General features: G+C 59.7%; 14 protein-coding genes. 6 read left to right on the forward strand and 8 right to left on the reverse strand.

Features of this window, described 5'->3' with window-relative positions; all coding sequences use genetic code 11:
• The first annotated feature begins 60 nt into the window (after positions 1-60).
• The 5 genes from ACIF4X_RS16025 to ACIF4X_RS16045 all read left to right on the forward strand — a co-directional run bounded on the left by ACIF4X_RS16025 (position 61) and on the right by ACIF4X_RS16045 (position 4,931).
• Positions 61-1,395: a TRZ/ATZ family hydrolase gene (locus tag ACIF4X_RS16025; RefSeq protein WP_397482882.1), complete on the forward strand. Its 1,335-nt coding sequence runs from the start codon at positions 61-63 to the stop codon at positions 1,393-1,395.
• Positions 1,396-1,452: 57 nt separating this feature from the next.
• Positions 1,453-2,151: a bifunctional 2-polyprenyl-6-hydroxyphenol methylase/3-demethylubiquinol 3-O-methyltransferase UbiG gene (gene ubiG / locus ACIF4X_RS16030; RefSeq protein ID WP_025113081.1), complete on the forward strand. Its 699-nt coding sequence runs from the start codon at positions 1,453-1,455 to the stop codon at positions 2,149-2,151.
• 4 nt (positions 2,152-2,155) lie between these two features.
• Positions 2,156-2,827 carry an N-acetylmuramic acid 6-phosphate phosphatase MupP gene (mupP, locus tag ACIF4X_RS16035; RefSeq protein ID WP_397482883.1) on the forward strand — a complete coding sequence of 224 codons (672 nt, stop codon included), beginning with the start codon at positions 2,156-2,158 and terminating at the stop codon, positions 2,825-2,827.
• Between the two features lie 75 nt (positions 2,828-2,902).
• Entirely contained in the window at positions 2,903-3,643 is a 741-nt protein-coding gene (locus ACIF4X_RS16040; RefSeq protein WP_025113079.1) for a YciK family oxidoreductase, read from the forward strand.
• Positions 3,644-4,004: 361 nt separating this feature from the next.
• A complete protein-coding gene (locus ACIF4X_RS16045) occupies positions 4,005-4,931 on the forward strand; it encodes a GGDEF domain-containing protein (RefSeq protein WP_397482884.1) in 927 nt (308 codons plus the stop codon).
• Positions 4,932-5,068: 137 nt separating this feature from the next.
• Here the strand turns inward: ACIF4X_RS16045 and ACIF4X_RS16050 are convergent, their stop codons facing one another.
• The 7 genes from ACIF4X_RS16050 to ACIF4X_RS16080 form a co-directional block, all read right to left on the reverse strand.
• Positions 5,069-5,830 carry a TenA family transcriptional regulator gene (locus ACIF4X_RS16050; RefSeq protein ID WP_397482885.1) on the reverse strand — a complete coding sequence of 254 codons (762 nt, stop codon included), beginning with the start codon at positions 5,828-5,830 and terminating at the stop codon, positions 5,069-5,071.
• A gap of 79 nt (positions 5,831-5,909) precedes the next feature.
• Positions 5,910-8,369: an EAL domain-containing protein gene (locus ACIF4X_RS16055; RefSeq protein ID WP_397482886.1), complete on the reverse strand. Its 2,460-nt coding sequence runs from the start codon at positions 8,367-8,369 to the stop codon at positions 5,910-5,912.
• A 201-nt stretch (positions 8,370-8,570) separates the two neighbouring features.
• The gene (locus tag ACIF4X_RS16060; protein ID WP_397482887.1) at positions 8,571-10,397 is read right to left on the reverse strand and encodes an ABC transporter ATP-binding protein; all 1,827 of its coding nucleotides are present in this window, start codon (positions 10,395-10,397) and stop codon (positions 8,571-8,573) included.
• A complete protein-coding gene (locus ACIF4X_RS16065; RefSeq protein WP_186613962.1) occupies positions 10,390-10,992 on the reverse strand; it encodes a DsbA family protein in 603 nt (200 codons plus the stop codon). The genes ACIF4X_RS16060 and ACIF4X_RS16065 overlap by 8 nt, the downstream gene beginning before the upstream one ends.
• A gap of 35 nt (positions 10,993-11,027) precedes the next feature.
• A complete protein-coding gene (locus ACIF4X_RS16070; RefSeq protein WP_397482888.1) occupies positions 11,028-11,969 on the reverse strand; it encodes a rhodanese-related sulfurtransferase in 942 nt (313 codons plus the stop codon).
• 102 nt (positions 11,970-12,071) lie between these two features.
• The gene (locus ACIF4X_RS16075) at positions 12,072-12,371 is read right to left on the reverse strand and encodes a BolA family transcriptional regulator (RefSeq protein WP_064120325.1); all 300 of its coding nucleotides are present in this window, start codon (positions 12,369-12,371) and stop codon (positions 12,072-12,074) included.
• Between the two features lie 12 nt (positions 12,372-12,383).
• Positions 12,384-12,905, reverse strand: coding sequence for a DUF2059 domain-containing protein (locus tag ACIF4X_RS16080; protein ID WP_016986973.1), 522 nt, complete (start codon positions 12,903-12,905; stop codon positions 12,384-12,386).
• Between the two features lie 193 nt (positions 12,906-13,098).
• On the opposite strand from ACIF4X_RS16080, the gene ACIF4X_RS16085 reads away from it, so the two are divergent.
• Entirely contained in the window at positions 13,099-14,493 is a 1,395-nt protein-coding gene (locus ACIF4X_RS16085) for a class II fumarate hydratase (RefSeq protein ID WP_397482889.1), read from the forward strand.
• 123 nt (positions 14,494-14,616) lie between these two features.
• Here ACIF4X_RS16085 and ACIF4X_RS16090 read toward each other — a convergent pair whose 3' ends face one another.
• Positions 14,617-15,576: a DMT family transporter gene (locus ACIF4X_RS16090; protein ID WP_397482890.1), complete on the reverse strand. Its 960-nt coding sequence runs from the start codon at positions 15,574-15,576 to the stop codon at positions 14,617-14,619.
• Positions 15,577-15,665: the final 89 nt, after the last annotated feature.

The following is a 15,665-nucleotide window of genomic DNA, read 5'->3' on the forward strand; positions in this document are numbered from 1 at the left end:
CCGCGACGACGCTCGGGTATACTTCGCCATCCTTTACAAAAGCACTGGAACCGACCCTCGATGCCGAAACCTGCCATTGCGCTCGACTTATTATTGCTGCCGACCTGGCTGGTACCCGTCGAACCCGCTGGCGTTGTGCTCAAGGAGCACGGCCTGGGCATCCGCGACGGTCGCATCGTGTTTATCGGCCCGCGCGCCGAAGCATTGAAGTGTAACGCCACGGAAATCCGCGAACTGCCGGACGTGCTGCTCGCCCCCGGCCTGATCAACGCCCACGGCCATGCGGCGATGACGCTGTTCCGTGGCCTGGCCGATGACTTGCCGCTGATGACCTGGCTGGAAAACCACATCTGGCCGGCCGAGGCCAAATGGGTCGATGAAGATTTCGTCCGTGATGGCACCGATCTGGCCATCGCCGAGCAGATCAGGGGCGGCATCACTTGCTTCTCGGACATGTATTTCTTTCCGAAAGTCGCCAGCGAGCGCGTGCACAACAGCGGCATTCGCGCACAGATCGCCATTCCGATCCTCGATTTCCCGATTCCAGGCGCGAGCAATGCCGATGAAGCCATTCGTCAGGGCGTCGAGCTGTTTGGCGATCTCAAGCATCACGAGCGGATCAAGATCACCTTCGGCCCTCATGCACCGTACACCGTCGGCGATGAGAACCTCGAAAAAATCCGTGTGATTGCCGAGGAACTCGACGCCTCGATCCATATGCATGTCCACGAAACCGCTTTCGAGGTCCAGCAAGCGCTGGAGCAGCGCGGCGAACGCCCGCTTGCGCGCCTCGGTCGTCTCGGTCTGCTCGGCCCGCGTTTCCAGGCTGTGCACATGACCCAGATCAGCGATGACGACCTGGCGTTGCTGGTAGAAAGCAACACCAGCGTGATCCATTGCCCGGAATCGAACCTCAAACTGGCCAGCGGTTTCTGCCCGGTCGAGCGTTTGTGGCAGGCTGGGGTGAATGTCGCAGTCGGCACCGATGGCGCGGCAAGCAACAATGATCTCGACCTGCTCGGCGAAACCCGCACCGCCGCGCTACTGGCCAAAGCCGTTGCTGGCTCGGCCACGGCGCTGGACGCCCATCGGGCACTGCGCATGGCCACCCTGAATGGCGCGCGCGCACTGGGGATCGAGACGCAAGTCGGCTCACTGGAAATCGGCAAAGCTGCCGACATCGTCGCTTTCGACCTGTCCGGCCTGGCCCAGCAACCGGTGTACGACCCGGTTTCGCAGCTTATCTATGCCACCGGCCGCGATTGCGTGAAACACCTGTGGGTCGCCGGCAAACAACTACTCGACGACCGACGCCTGACGCGCATGGACGAAGAGCAACTGGGCGCCACCGCTCGGGCCTGGGGCCAGCGCATCAGCGGCCACACCGAATCGTAAACACCCCGGCGCCCACGCCGGGGCTACAGCCCTTTTAAAGTTTTAGAGGAATTGAACATGAGCAACGTCGACCACGCCGAAATCGCCAAATTCGAAGCCCTGGCCCATCGCTGGTGGGACCGTGAAAGCGAATTCAAACCGCTGCACGACATCAACCCGCTGCGGGTCAACTGGATTGATGAGCGGGTCAATCTGGCCGGAAAGAAAGTCCTCGACGTCGGTTGCGGCGGCGGCATCCTCAGCGAAGCCATGGCGCAACGCGGTGCCACCGTGATGGGCATCGACATGGGCGAAGCGCCACTGGCGGTCGCGCAACTGCATCAGCTGGAATCCGGCGTCAGCGTCGAATACCGCCAGATCACCGCCGAAGCCCTGGCCGAAGAAATGCCGGAGCAGTTCGACGTGGTCACTTGCCTGGAAATGCTCGAGCACGTACCGGATCCATCCTCGGTCATTCGCGCCTGCTTCCGCATGGTCAAACCGGGAGGCCAGGTGTTCTTCTCGACCATCAACCGCAATCCGAAGGCCTATCTGTTCGCCATCGTCGGCGCTGAGTACATCATGAAGTTGCTGCCGCGCGGCACCCACGACTTCAAGAAATTCATCCGCCCGTCCGAACTCGGCGCCTGGAGCCGCATGGCCGGCCTGACCGTCAAGGACATCATCGGCCTGACCTACAACCCGCTGACCAAGCACTACAAGCTGGCCAACGACGTTGACGTCAACTACATGATCCAGACCCTGCGCGAGGAATAAGCCGATGGCCATCAGAGCAGTTCTCTTCGACATGGACGGCACCCTGCTCGACACGGCGCCGGACTTCATCGCCATCTGCCAGGCGATGCGTACGGATCGCGGCTTGCCGCCGATCAACGACAAGCACATCCGCGACGAGATTTCCGGCGGCGCGAAAGCCATGGTCGCGGTGACGTTTTCCATGGACCCGGAATCGCCGGGCTTCGAAGAACTGCGCCTGGAGTTCCTCGAGCGCTATCTGGTCGGCTGCGCCGTGCACAGCAAGCTGTTCGACGGCATGGGCGAACTGCTCGCCGACATCGAGAAGGCCAACTTGATCTGGGGCGTGGTCACCAACAAGCCGTTGCGCTTTGCCGAGCCAATCATGCAACAGCTGGGACTGGCCGAGCGTTCGGCGCTGCTGATCTGCCCGGATCACGTGAAAAACAGCAAGCCGGATCCGGAACCGTTGATCCTTGCGTGCAAGATGCTTGATCTGGATCCGTCGACGGTTCTGTTTGTCGGCGATGATCTGCGCGATATCGAATCGGGGCGCGATGCCGGAACTAAAACGGCTGCGGTGACCTTCGGCTACATCCACCCGGACGACAACCCACGGCATTGGGGCGCGGACGTGGTGGTGGATCATCCGTCGGAGTTGCGCAAGGTGCTCGATAGTGCGCTTTGCAGCTGCTGAGACCTGACGCAGAGCGTCCCTGGCTGCATTCTCACGCGGAGCGTGGGAAACGATCTGACTCTTGATGAGGTTTTTATGTTTGATTATTCCGCTCGTCCCGAATTGCTCAAGGATCGGGTCATTCTGGTCACCGGTGCCGGGCGTGGCATTGGCGCGGCTGCCGCAAAAACCTACGCCGCTCATGGCGCCACGGTATTGCTGCTGGGCAAGACTGAAGCCAACCTGACTCAGGTCTACGACGAGATCGAAGCGGCAGGCCACCCGCAACCGGCAGTGATTCCGTTCAACCTCGAAACCGCCCTGCCCCATCAGTACGATGAGTTGGCCGCGATGATCGAAACCGAGTTCGGCCATCTCGACGGCCTGCTGCACAACGCCTCGATCATTGGCCCGCGCACGCCGATCGAGCAGTTGTCCGGCGAAAACTTCATGCGCGTCATGCAGGTCAACGTCAACGCCATGTTCATGTTGACCAGCACCCTGCTGCCGTTGCTCAAGCTGTCGCAGGATGCGTCGGTGGTATTCACCTCCAGCAGCGTCGGGCGCAAGGGCCGGGCGTACTGGGGCGCCTATGGCGTCTCGAAGTTCGCCACCGAAGGCCTGATGCAAACCCTGGCTGATGAAGTCGATGGTGTGGCGCCAGTGCGTTCCAACAGCATCAACCCGGGCGGTACGCGCACCAGCATGCGTGCGCAAGCTTATCCGGGAGAAAATCCGCTGAACAACCCGACGCCGGAGGAGATCATGCCGGTCTACCTGTACCTGATGGGCCCGGACAGCACAGGCATCAACGGCCAGGCATTCAACGCGCAATAACTGCCATACGTCGCATTTGTTGCCGCGGCAGATTCCTGTCGCGGCATGCGTTTGCCGCTGGCGATCGTCACATTTCAGTCAAATTTCCAGCGCACACCTCTCACCCCCATATCCAAACCATTGATTCCAAACGGTTTAAATAAAACCGAACCGAATGGCACGACTTTCGCTCTAATTTTCCTCAAAGCAAGCCACGTGAAGGCAATGGGGCGAGGCCGATTTCGATAGCTGACTAATCGTCATCCGGCAGACTAGACTTACGCCAAACGTCCTACGGGACTGATGGATCAGTATGACGCGCAGCCCATAGCCGCTCTCACCCAGCCTGTAAGACAGACTTACCGCTAAGGGTTCACGCCATATGAAATCACCCTCCCAGACCAATGCAATTGACTTTGACAGTGCCAAATTGCAACGCCTGGGCTTTGGTCAACTGCCTCCCCTGTTGGAGCGACCGGCCAGCCTGGCGCAATTGCGCCAGCAAATGAGCCTGCAACTGCAAACCAGCCTTGAACCGCAACGCATCCTCGGTCTGTTCTTCCGCGAAGTTCAGCGCCTCGTGCCCCTGGACGCGCTGAGTTATGTGCATCAGGGCAGCGATTTGCGCCTGGAATTCGGTACCCGTGGCCACCACTCGATCAGCTACACCCTGAGCCACGAAGGCGAGCACATGGGCGAACTGGTGTTCCGCCGCAATCAGCGCTTCAACGACAAGGAACAAGGCCAGCTCGAATCACTGCTGTCATCCTTGCTGTACCCGATGCGCAACGCCCTGCTTTACCGTGAGGCGACGCAGAGCGCTCTGCGCGATCCGCTGACCGGCGCCGGCAACCGCATCGCCATGGAGCAGACCCTGCAACGGGAAATCGAGATGTCGCGTCGACACCTGCAACCGTTGTCGCTGTTGATGCTCGATATCGACCACTTCAAACGGGTCAATGACAGCCATGGCCACAGCGCTGGCGATGACGTACTTAAAGCCATCGCCGCGACGATCAAGGCACAACTGCGCAACGTCGACATGGTGTTCCGTTACGGCGGGGAAGAGTTTTTGATTCTGCTGTCCAATACCAGCCGGGAAGCGGCGGCAATGGTCGGCGAACGGCTGCGTTATGCAACGCAGGCAGCTGAATACTATGCGGATGGTCAGTTGATCGAACTGACCGTGAGTCTGGGATGTTCGACGTTGTTACCGGGCGAATCGGCTGACAGCCTGCTGCGCCGTGCCGACAGTGCGCTGTATGTGGCCAAGCGTGAAGGTCGCAATCGCTTGGCGATGGCGGGCTAAAGGCTTTCCAGCCAACACAAAACACTGTGGGAGCGAGCCTGCTCGCGAATGCAATCTGACATTCAACCATGAGTTGACTGACGGACCGCTTCCGCGAGCAAGCGCACTCCCACATTGGTTTTGCATGAAGCCGAATATCAGCTCTCGACTACCGCCCTGCGCTCTCGGCTCACCAACAAGCGTTCCGACGTCTCCAGTTGCATGCAGCGCTCAAGGAACAGATACATGTAGTCATAGCTCTTGCACACCGCCTGACGCAACTCGGTCTGCAAGGCCTTGCTCGGGTTCATCCCGGCCAGTGTGCAGATGATTTCCAGCGCTTCCCACGGATGGGCGTCGTCGTACTGGGCATGCATCTTCAGCCACTTCATCGCACGCTTGCGGTCCTCCTCCGGGAACGCTGCGGCATACACGCCGCTGGAGCAGACCACTGCCGACCACTCCCCGGTCGCGCCCTCAATCGCGTAGTTGGTGGCGGCAATGGCCACAATCAGCGAGTCAGCTGAACTGGTGTGCCAGCACCAATGACTCAAGGCATGTAACTCAGGCGGCACCTGTTGAGCCTGAAGGTCTTCCAGACTGACGCCATGTGCGCGGCTCCAATGCACCCAGTAATCCGCGTGATTGAGTTCAACGCGGATATTGCGCATCAGCCAGCGCCGCGCCATGTCTTCGCCCGGGTGACGGGCAAACCTGGTTTTGGTGAGATTCTGCGCCATGTACAACGCAAACTGCTCAACCACCGGCCACCCCCCGATCAGGTACTGGCGCATGGTTCTGGCGCTGAGTTTGTTATCACGCATGCGCAGGTAAAGTTCATGTTCGACAACCCGGCGCTTGCTCTCGCTGCAATCCTCTATGAGCTGTTGCGCCCAGGCTGGATAACTTGCAGCTTCCATGAGTGGTCCGGTTCGGTTGAATGTGTCGATCACTGTTCGGCTCCTTTTGATTTGTGATTGTAAGGATCGGCGAGAGACTTCAACGGAACGTGCCAGGCGCTTTGAATAACAGCGGTTGCGGTCTGGCGGGCCGACTTTGCAAACTGTCACAGGTAAACAACTGTGGACGCTCTATGACATAACCCTGAGCGTAATCCACACCAATTTCAAGCAATGCCTGCTCGATCTGGGTTGTTTCAACAAACTCGGCAATTGTCTGCTTACCCATGACATGCCCGATGTGATTGATCACTTCGACCATTGCGCGGTTAATCGGGTCGTCCAGCATATCCTTTACGAAACTCCCGTCGATCTTCAGGAAGTCTACAGGCAAATGTTTCAGATAAGCGAATGAAGACATTCCGGCGCAAAAGTCATCTAACGAAAAATAGCAACCTAAGCCTTTGAGTTCATTAATAAATCTAATTGCACTGCCCAGATTTGCAATCGCACTGGTTTCTGTAATTTCAAAACAAATCATTTCAGGCGGTATTGCATAGTTAACAAACTGCTCACGCAGAAAGTGCAAAAACGCGTCATCTCCTATAGTAATGCCTGACAGATTAATCGCACACATTGCTAAAGGCTCTTCATGTTCTTGTGCAATACATTGAGCAATAACCTTGAATACGTTCTGAACTACCCAACGGTCCAGTTGACTCATCAAACCGTAGCGCTCTGCCGCGGGAATGAAACTGTCCGGCAGGATCATCCGCCCGGCCTCATCATGCAGACGCAGCAGAATCTCGATGTGCCCACCTTGGTTGTCACCCGGCTTGAGCGGGGCGATTTCCTGGGCGTACAGACAAAAGCGATTTTCTTCCAGTGCCATGTGTAGCCGCTGCACCCAAGCCATTTCGCCAAAACGCAGCGACAGCTCGGAATCGTCGGCGTGGTAGACCTGCACCCGGTTGCGGCCCTTTTCCTTGGCCATGTAACAGGCCATATCGGCCGCGCGCAGTGAAGCTTCGAGGGTCGTCGGGGTCTGCGCGATATGCACGAGGCCAATGCTCACCGTGGTCAGGAATGGCCGCCCCTTCCAGACAAAATGCAGGTTCTGCACTGTCTGGCGCAGCGCTTCGGCGATTTTCTCCGCCGCCTCCGGTGCGCAGTTCTCCAGCAGAATGCCGAACTCATCACCGCCCAGGCGCGCCAGCGTGTCGCCTTCGCGCAGCCCCGATTGCAACAGCGTACAAATGTGCCTCAACAGTTCATCGCCGGCGGCGTGACCACAGGTGTCGTTGACCAGTTTGAATTGATCGAGGTCGAGGAACATCAGCGCATGCCGTCCGGGATGGCGCGTGAGATTGTGCAGCGCCTGCTCCAGGCGATATTCGAACTCGCGACGGTTGGCCAGCCCGGTCAGCGCATCATGGGTCGCCTGCCACGACAGATTGGCGATGTATTGCCGCTCCTGCGTCATGTCGTGCAACACCAGTACCGTACCGCTGACCTTGCCGGCATTGCGGATCGGCGCCCCAACCAGGGTCACCGACAACGTCGTGCCATCCAGGCGCTGGATCAGTTTCGAATGCTCGCTGCCGCCACTGAGTTGGCCGCTGAGAATGTGCTCGATCAGCGTCAGCCCCTCGGCCTGGGCATTGTCGTCGAGCAAGTTGAACAGCGCGGCCAGTGGCAGGCCCGCCGCCTGCTCGGCCTTCCAGTGGGTCATGGCTTCGGCGGCAGGGTTCATGTAATCGATCGCACCGCTGACATCGGTGGTGATGACGCCATCGCCGATCGAATGCAGCGTGACGTGCGCCCGATCCTTCTCCAGTTGCAGCGCCTCGGCAAAAGCGTGGCGCTGCTTGAGTAATTTGTGCGTTCGCCACAAGGCCAGCACGATCAGCCCCAGTGCCGTGGCCAGATTGGTTAACAACAGCAGCCGCAGAATCATCCGCGAGCCTTCGCCCAGGGCATCGCTGAAGGCTTTCGCTGCCGGCGTCACGCCATCGTTGACGGCGAAAATCCGCGCCTTCCAGCGCTGGATATCGGCGCTGCTGGCCGTGTTATCTGAAATGCTGCGGTGCATCTCCTGCGCCACGTCATCCAGTTCGACCAAATAGGCATCGCCGACCGTCCAGCGGTCAATGGCGGTTTCCAGATAACTGAAATGGCGAAAGTTGAGGTACAGCCAGATCAGGCTGGAGACGTCGTCCGGGTGGTTGCCGCCCTTGAGAATACCTTCGCGCGCTGCGGCCAGATCCGGCGGTTGATGATCCAGCGCCAGACGCAACTGATGCCCGCCCTGTGGCACGGCAATCGCGTTACGGTATTTGAGGAAAATCGCCTCGTCACGGCTGTCGGCGTAGAGGTTAAGGTAGTAAATCGCGTCTTTCTGGCCCTTGGACCAGAGACTTTCGCCAGCGACATAACCGCGGACGGCCGAGAGCACGTAAAGACTCACGCCACCCAGTAACGCTTGAAATAACACGACGGCAATAAATGGCCAGACGATGCCCAACAACCGTGGCGTTCCGAGAGTCCGCTTTTGCTTCATGAGATCCCTTGCGCAAGCACTGCCAGATGAACACCGGAAAATCCCGCTCCTGACAGCTCAGCCTAGGCTAATTTTCGACAAGTCAAAGGGACAGCTCTGCCGTCCTCTAGGTCGATTGTGCATATGACTGGTCTGCTTGAGCGTTCCGGTTGATTTTACTCAATGCAATTCAAGCACTAAGCACAGAAACCGGAACGAAACTCAAGGGCGCTGGATCTGCTGCAGGTGACCATAGAGCTTGGCATACAGGCCACCGTCGGCAATCAACTGCTGATGATCACCGTCTTCGGCAACCTGACCACCGTCGAACACCAGTACGCGATCAGCCTGCTTCACTGCCGACAGTCGGTGGGCAATGATCAGCGTGGTGCGGCCATTGAGGAAACGCGCCATGGCCTGATGCAGGTTGTACTCGGTGGCAGCATCGAGGGCCGAAGTGGCTTCGTCGAGGATGACGACTTTCGGCTCGGCGAGGATCATCCGCGCGATGGCCAGGCGTTGGCGCTGGCCGCCCGACAAGCGCACGCCGGAGCGCCCGACAATACTGTCCAGGCCATTGGGCAAGGCGCGGATGGTCGCGTCTAGCTGAGCGATTTCCAGCGCTTGCCAGCAGGCTTCGTCACTGCGACTGCGGCCCATGGTCAGGTTGGCGCGCACGGTGTCGTTGAACAGCGCTGGGTGTTGCAATACCACCGCGACGTTTTCGCGCACCGTGTCCAGACCGATTTCCTGTTGGGTCGAACCGCCGAAACGAATGGTCCCGGCCAGTGGCGTGTACAAACCCAACAGCAACTGCACGAGGGTACTTTTGCCGCCACCGCTGGCGCCGACGATCGCCACTTTCTCACCGGGGGCAATCGACAGGTCGAGTTGATCCAGCACCAGCTCATCGCCGTAACCAAAGCTCAAACCCTGCACCTGAATACCCACCGTGTCGCGGCCCTTGAACGGATCGACACCGCCGGGATATTGCGGCTCATCGGCGCGCGCCAGCAGTTCGTTGATCCGCGCCAGCGCCCCGCCCGCCGCGTAGTAGGCGTATTGCAGGTTGAGCAGCTGTTCGACCGGGCCGATCATGAACCACAGGTAACTGAACACCGCGAGCATCTGGCCGATCGACAGGTCGGAGAACAACACCGTGAGCATCGCTGCCGCGCGGAAGATGTCGATGCCAAACTGGAACAACAAACCACTGGCGCGGTTGGAAGCGTCGGTTTTCCACTGCGAATTGACCGCGTAGTTGCGCACTTCCTGCGCGCGCAAGCCGAGCCGCCCGAGGAAGAAACCCTGACGGTTGCCGGCGCGGATTTCCTGAATCGCATCGAGGGTTTCGCTCAACGCCTGGGTGAAGCGCGAGGTGCTGTCGTTCTCGAGTTTCTTCAGGTGTTTGACGCGCTTGCCCAACTGCACCGTGGCGTAGATCACCAGCGGGTTGAACAGCAGAATCAACAACGCCAGTTTCCAGTGCATCCACATCAGGATGCTCGCCGTGCCGACCAGCGTCAGCATCGCCACCAGAAAGCGGCTGAGGGTTTCGCCGACGAATTTGTCGAGGGTATCGAGGTCCGTGACCAGGTGCGTGGTCACCGTGCCGCTGCCCAGGCTTTCGTATTCGCCGAGGGAAATGCGCTTGAGCCGTTCGATCAGACGCACGCGAATGCGATAAACGATGTCTTTGGCCAGCCGTGCGAACAGCCGCGACTGCAACACGCCGAAGCACAGCGAGCTGCAACGCAGGGTCAGCGTCACGACCAGCATCAAGCCGATATAGCCTGCCGCTTGCTGCCACATCGTCGGCAGCACATGGTTCATGACTTTCAATGCCGCGTCACCGTGGCCGAGCAGGACTTCGTCCACCAGCAACGGCAGCAGCAACGGAATCGGTACGCTGCACAGCGTCGCCAGAACGGCCACGCCGTTAGCGATCCACAGGGATTTTTTATGATGAAGTGCCAGTCGCCGGACTTCTGCCCAGCTCAGCCGGTCGACACGCTTTACGGCTGGCGTGTCATCGGCCAGGTCAGACACAGGCCGCACGCTCCAGCCACCGGCCGAGCAATGGCGACAGCTCACTGAGCGGTTGGTAGCCGTTGGTCAACAGCGCCAGTTGACCGTTGCGCTCGGCCAGCAGGGTCGGGAAACCGGCGATGCCCAGATCCTGCACCCAACTGAAATCGGCCTGAGTCGCTTTGTGCTGATCGGCATGATCGAACAATGCAGCGAATTCGATACGCGGTACACCCGCCTTCTCCGCCAACTCGACCAGTACGCTGGCCTGGGTAACGTCGCGACCTTCAGCGTAAAACGCCTGCTGGATCAGTCCGACCAATGTCCACGCGCAATCCGGCGCCAGACTGCGCGCCGTGACAATCGCCCGGCAGGCAGGCTCCGTGTCGTAGACAAAACCGTCGGGCAACGCGCCGTCAAACTTGAACGGCTGGCCGGTGGCCTCGGTGACCGCTTGCCAATGCTCAAGAATGTAGCGACGCGTCGTCGGCTCCAGCGCCGAACCGCTGCCGGTGCGCAAACCGCCGACCACCAGATGCAACTCGACCCCGGCTGCCTGCGCCTGCTCGACCAGTGCCTTGGCCACCGGAGCAAACCCCCAGCACCACGAACACATCGGATCCATCACATAGAGCAGGCGCGCAGACATGGTTAAGCCTCGGTGGATGCTTGCTTGTAGTTGTAGCCGATCGGGTGCGGCTGGTTGCGCGCCTTGGCCAGTTCGATCTGCTTTTGCCGATCGATGGCGCTGCGGCGGGTTTTCTCGCTGAGCTTGTCCCAGCAATGCGGGCAGCTGATGCCGGCCACGTAATGCTCGGACGCACGATCTTCAACACTGACCGGTGTGCGGCAGGCATGACATTGATCGTAGTCGCCTTCGCTGAGGTCGTGACGCACGGTCACGCGGTTGTCGAACACGAAGCAGTCACCCTGCCACTTGGTTTCTTCCTGCGGCACCTCTTCGAGGTACTTCAGAATGCCACCCTTGAGGTGGTAAACCTCTTCGTAGCCCTCGCTGAGCATGTAGCTCGAGGCTTTCTCGCAGCGAATGCCGCCGGTGCAGAACATCGCAACCTTCTTGTGCACGGCCGGGTTGAAGTGTTCTTTGATGTAGTCAGGGAATTCGCGAAAACTGGTGGTTTTCGGATCGATGGCGCCTTCGAAGGTGCCGATCGATACTTCGTAATCGTTGCGCGTATCGATCAACAGCACTTCGGGGTCGCTGATCAACGCGTTCCAGTCTTGCGGCTCAACGTAGGTGCCCACCTTTTTGTTCGGGTCGACGCCTTCGACACCGAGGGTGACGATCTCTTTTTTCAGTTTGACCTTGGTGCGATAGAACGGCTGCTCGTCGCAGTACGACTCTTTGTGATCGATGTCGATCATGCGTGGGTCGTTCTTGAGCCAGGCGAGCAGACCGTCGATGCCTTCGCGAGTGCCGGACACCGTGCCGTTGATGCCTTCTTCGGCGATCAGCAGGGTGCCTTTGATCTGGTTGTCGACCATCGCTTGCAGCAGCGGCTCGCGCAGGTTGACGTAATCTTCGAGGGTGACGAACTTATACAGTGCCGCCACGACAATCGGTTGTGTCATGGGTATTTCTCCAGGTGGCTACCCTCGCAAAGGGTGAACCGGATTCAAAAAAAAACGCGCCGGGTGAGCGGCGCGTTGCGGATTCTAGCAAAAAACCGAAGCTTAATGCTTGCTGCCGCCGGCACAGGTTGGCGACGCCGGGGCGGCGTCGATCTCTGCCCATTCCTGCGGGGTGTAGGTGTGCAGCGCCAACGCATGGAACTCGCCCATCAGCTCGCCGAGCGTGCCGTAGACTTTCTGGTGGCGCTTGACCCGGTTCAGGCCGTCGAACTGCGCGCTGACCACCACTGCCTTGAAGTGCGTCTGTAGCCCGCGACTGTGCATGTGGCTTTCATCCAGCACTTGCAGGTGCTCAGGCTGAAGCAGGGCCAGCGTCGATTCGATGCGTTGTTGCATGGTCATCACGAACTCCGCTTACTTCTTCTTGGCCGGCGCAGCAGCGCCTTTCGGGTCCAGCTCTTTGGTCATGTCGTCGAGCAGCTTGTTGACGACCGGTACGGCGCTTTCCAGTTTGGCCTGGGTCATCTGGGCCGATTGCTGAGTCAGCTGCGGCATTTTTTCCAGGACTTTCTTGCCCAGTGGCGACTGGTAGAACGCGACCAGGTCTTTCAGCTCGGATTCGCTGAAGTTCGTGGTGTAGAGCTTGACCATGTCAGGCTTGAGCTTGTTCCAGCCGATGGCTTGGTCGAGCGCGGCGTTGGCCTTGGCCTGATAGGTTTCCAGTACGGCTTTCTTGGCTTCCGGGGCTTTGGTCTGTTCAAAACGCTGAGCGAACATTTGCTGCACTTGCATGTACACCGGAGTGCCCAGCTTGTCAGCGTGCGCCAGGGTCAGGAAAGCTTCAGCACTGGCGTTGTGGCTGGCGGTATCGGCAAGCACCTGGCCGCTGGCGCAAACCAGTGCAACCGCGGTGCAGATGGCACGAAGACGAGTCATCGAGTTTCCTTTTCAGCTAGGCGAGGTAAAACCCCAAGGGCGACCATTCTGCGCCTAAAAAACCTCGTGGCTCAACCCCCGAGCCTTGCCGCGCTTGATTGCCCGGGTTTTACCGGTCAACAATCGGCTCGATGGAACCACCACGGCCGATGCCGGCCTAAACTGCGCAAACAGACCAACAGGAGTGTGCACGATGAGCCGTATCGAAACCGACAGCCTGGGCCAGATCGAAGTCCCGGACGACGCCTACTGGGGTGCTCAGACGCAACGCTCGCTGATCAACTTCGCCATTGGTCAGGAACGCATGCCGCTGCCGGTATTGCACGCCCTGGCCCTGATCAAGAAAGCCGCTGCACGGGTCAACGACCGCAACGGCGACTTGCCCGCCGACATCGCCCGCCTGATCGAACAAGCCGCCGACGAAGTGCTCGATGGCCAGCACGACGACCAGTTTCCACTGGTGGTCTGGCAGACCGGCAGCGGCACCCAGAGCAACATGAACGCCAACGAAGTCATCGCCGGTCGTGCCAACGAACTGGCCGGCAACCCGCGTGGCGGCAAGACGCCGGTGCACCCGAACGATCACGTCAACCGTTCGCAAAGCTCCAACGACTGCTTCCCCACCGCGATGAGCATCGCTACCGCGCAAGCCGTGCAGGAACAACTGCTGCCGGCGATTGCCGAGCTGTCCGGTGGTCTCGCCGAACTGGCGGCGCGGCACATGAAACTGGTGAAAACCGGACGCACGCACATGATGGACGCGACGCCGATCACCTTCGGTCAGGAGCTGTCGGGTTTTATCGCGCAGCTGGATTACGCCGAACGGGCGATCCGCGCGGCACTGCCGGCGGTGTGTGAACTGGCCCAGGGCGGCACCGCGGTCGGTACCGGACTGAATTCGCCACACGGTTTTGGTGAGGCGATTGCTGCAGAACTGGCGGCACTGTCCGGTCTGCCATTCGTCACTGCGCCGAACAAGTTCGCCGCCCTCGCCGGCCACGAACCGCTGACCAGCCTGTCGGGCGCACTGAAAACCCTCGCCGTGGCGCTGATGAAAATTGCCAACGACCTGCGCCTGCTCGGCTCAGGTCCCCGCGCGGGCTTTGCCGAGGTGCGGTTGCCGGCGAATGAGCCCGGCAGTTCGATCATGCCGGGCAAGGTCAACCCGACGCAGTGCGAGGCGCTGTCGATGCTCGCCTGTCAGGTGCTGGGCAACGACGTGACCATCGGCATCGCCGCCAGTCAGGGTCACTTGCAGTTGAACGTGTTCAAACCGGTGATCATCCACAACCTGCTGCAATCGATTCGCCTGCTTGCCGATGGCTGCAGCAACTTCCAGCAGCACTGCATTGCCGGGCTGGAGCCGGATGCTGAGGTCATGGCAAGGCATCTGGAGCGTGGATTGATGCTGGTGACGGCGCTGAACCCGCATATCGGTTATGACAAGTCGGCGGAAATCGCCAAGAAGGCATACAGCGAAGGGCTGACCTTGCGTGAGGCGGCGTTGGCGTTGGGCTATCTGACGGACGAAGAGTTTGATGCGTGGGTGCGGCCGGAAAACATGATCGAGGCGGGTGCCAAGGGTTAAGTTTTCTAGCGCCTGAAAGTCCGTCTTCGCGAGCAAGCTCGCTCCCACAGTGGACCGCATTTCCACCATGAGAATGCAGTCGAATGTGGGAGCGAGCCTGCTCGCGAATGGCAGCGGAGCGGCTTAACTGGCGGCCATCTTCATCCGCCGCGCCTTCAACCCGGCAATCAACGAAGGCCCCAACGCCACCAGCGCCGACCCCAACACCACCAATACTGCACCGCCATAACCCACCCCGTTGATCTGCTCGGCATGCACGTATTCGGGCCAGATCCCCGCCGCAATCGCCACCGCGCCAAACGTCACCAACGGCGTAATCGCCAGCGTCGCACTGACTCGCGACGCCTCCCAATGCGCCAGCGCTTCAGCGAACGCGCCATAGGCAATCAGCGTGTTCATGCAGCACGCCAGCAGCAGCCAACCCTGCAGCGGGCTCAGGTTCAGCGCTTCGAGCGGGTGCACCCACGGCGTCAGCAACAGCGCGCAGAACAGGTAGATCACCATCATCACCTGCAACGAATTCCACACCGTCAGCAATTGCTTTTGACCCAGCGCATAGAAGGTCCAGACCGTCGACGCCAGCAGCACCAGCAGCACGCCCGCGGTGTAATCCGACAGTGAGGTCAGCAATTCGGCCAGCCGCTGATTGAAGAACAACACAAAACCGATCAACAGCACCGCCAGACCAATCCCCTGGCCGATACTGAAGCGCTCCTTGAACACAAACAGACTGGCGATCAGCAACATGATCGGGCCCATCTGCACCACCAGTTGCGCGGTGCCGGGGCTGAGCAAATTGAGACCCATCAGGTACAGCACGTAATTGCCGACCAGACCGAGTACCGCCATCAGCACCAGCCAGCCGCCTTTGGGTCCGAGCACTTTGCGGCTCGGCAGGCGTTTGGCCGCGGCCAGATAAATGAACAGGCAACTGCCGGAGACCGTCAAGCGAAACCAGGTCACCGTGATCGGGTCCATCACCAGCAATACCTGTTTGAGTTTGATCGGCAGGATGCCCCACAGAAACGCGGTCAGCAGCGCCAGGAACAGACCGTAGACCCAGCGACCGGATGAAATGTGCATGCGAACCCCAAAGCCTGCTGACAAGAGCGGTCATTCTAGGCCCGGCACAGGGCACAACACAGGGACAGTTGGGGCCAGGCCGCGAATGA

The sequence above is a fragment of the Pseudomonas sp. NPDC085632 genome (assembly GCF_044541255.1).
Taxonomy (GTDB): Bacteria; Pseudomonadota; Gammaproteobacteria; order Pseudomonadales; family Pseudomonadaceae; genus Aquipseudomonas.

Excerpts from the sequence above, each read along its gene's own strand:
- ACIF4X_RS16085 (WP_397482889.1), top strand. The coding sequence starts at position 13,099 with ATGAGCCGTATCGAAACCGACAGCCTGGGCCAGATCGAAGTCCCGGAC.
- ACIF4X_RS16050 (WP_397482885.1), bottom strand. The coding sequence starts at position 5,830 with ATGGAAGCTGCAAGTTATCCAGCCTGGGCGCAACAGCTCATAGAGGAT.
- ACIF4X_RS16055 (WP_397482886.1), bottom strand. The coding sequence starts at position 8,369 with ATGAAGCAAAAGCGGACTCTCGGAACGCCACGGTTGTTGGGCATCGTC.
- ACIF4X_RS16040 (WP_025113079.1), top strand. The coding sequence starts at position 2,903 with ATGTTTGATTATTCCGCTCGTCCCGAATTGCTCAAGGATCGGGTCATT.
- ubiG (WP_025113081.1), top strand. The coding sequence starts at position 1,453 with ATGAGCAACGTCGACCACGCCGAAATCGCCAAATTCGAAGCCCTGGCC.
- ACIF4X_RS16045 (WP_397482884.1), top strand. The coding sequence starts at position 4,005 with ATGAAATCACCCTCCCAGACCAATGCAATTGACTTTGACAGTGCCAAA.
- mupP (WP_397482883.1), top strand. The coding sequence starts at position 2,156 with ATGGCCATCAGAGCAGTTCTCTTCGACATGGACGGCACCCTGCTCGAC.
- ACIF4X_RS16070 (WP_397482888.1), bottom strand. The coding sequence starts at position 11,969 with ATGACACAACCGATTGTCGTGGCGGCACTGTATAAGTTCGTCACCCTC.
- ACIF4X_RS16075 (WP_064120325.1), bottom strand. The coding sequence starts at position 12,371 with ATGACCATGCAACAACGCATCGAATCGACGCTGGCCCTGCTTCAGCCT.
- ACIF4X_RS16090 (WP_397482890.1), bottom strand. The coding sequence starts at position 15,576 with ATGCACATTTCATCCGGTCGCTGGGTCTACGGTCTGTTCCTGGCGCTG.
- ACIF4X_RS16065 (WP_186613962.1), bottom strand. The coding sequence starts at position 10,992 with ATGTGTTCGTGGTGCTGGGGGTTTGCTCCGGTGGCCAAGGCACTGGTC.
- ACIF4X_RS16025 (WP_397482882.1), top strand. The coding sequence starts at position 61 with ATGCCGAAACCTGCCATTGCGCTCGACTTATTATTGCTGCCGACCTGG.
- ACIF4X_RS16080 (WP_016986973.1), bottom strand. The coding sequence starts at position 12,905 with ATGACTCGTCTTCGTGCCATCTGCACCGCGGTTGCACTGGTTTGCGCC.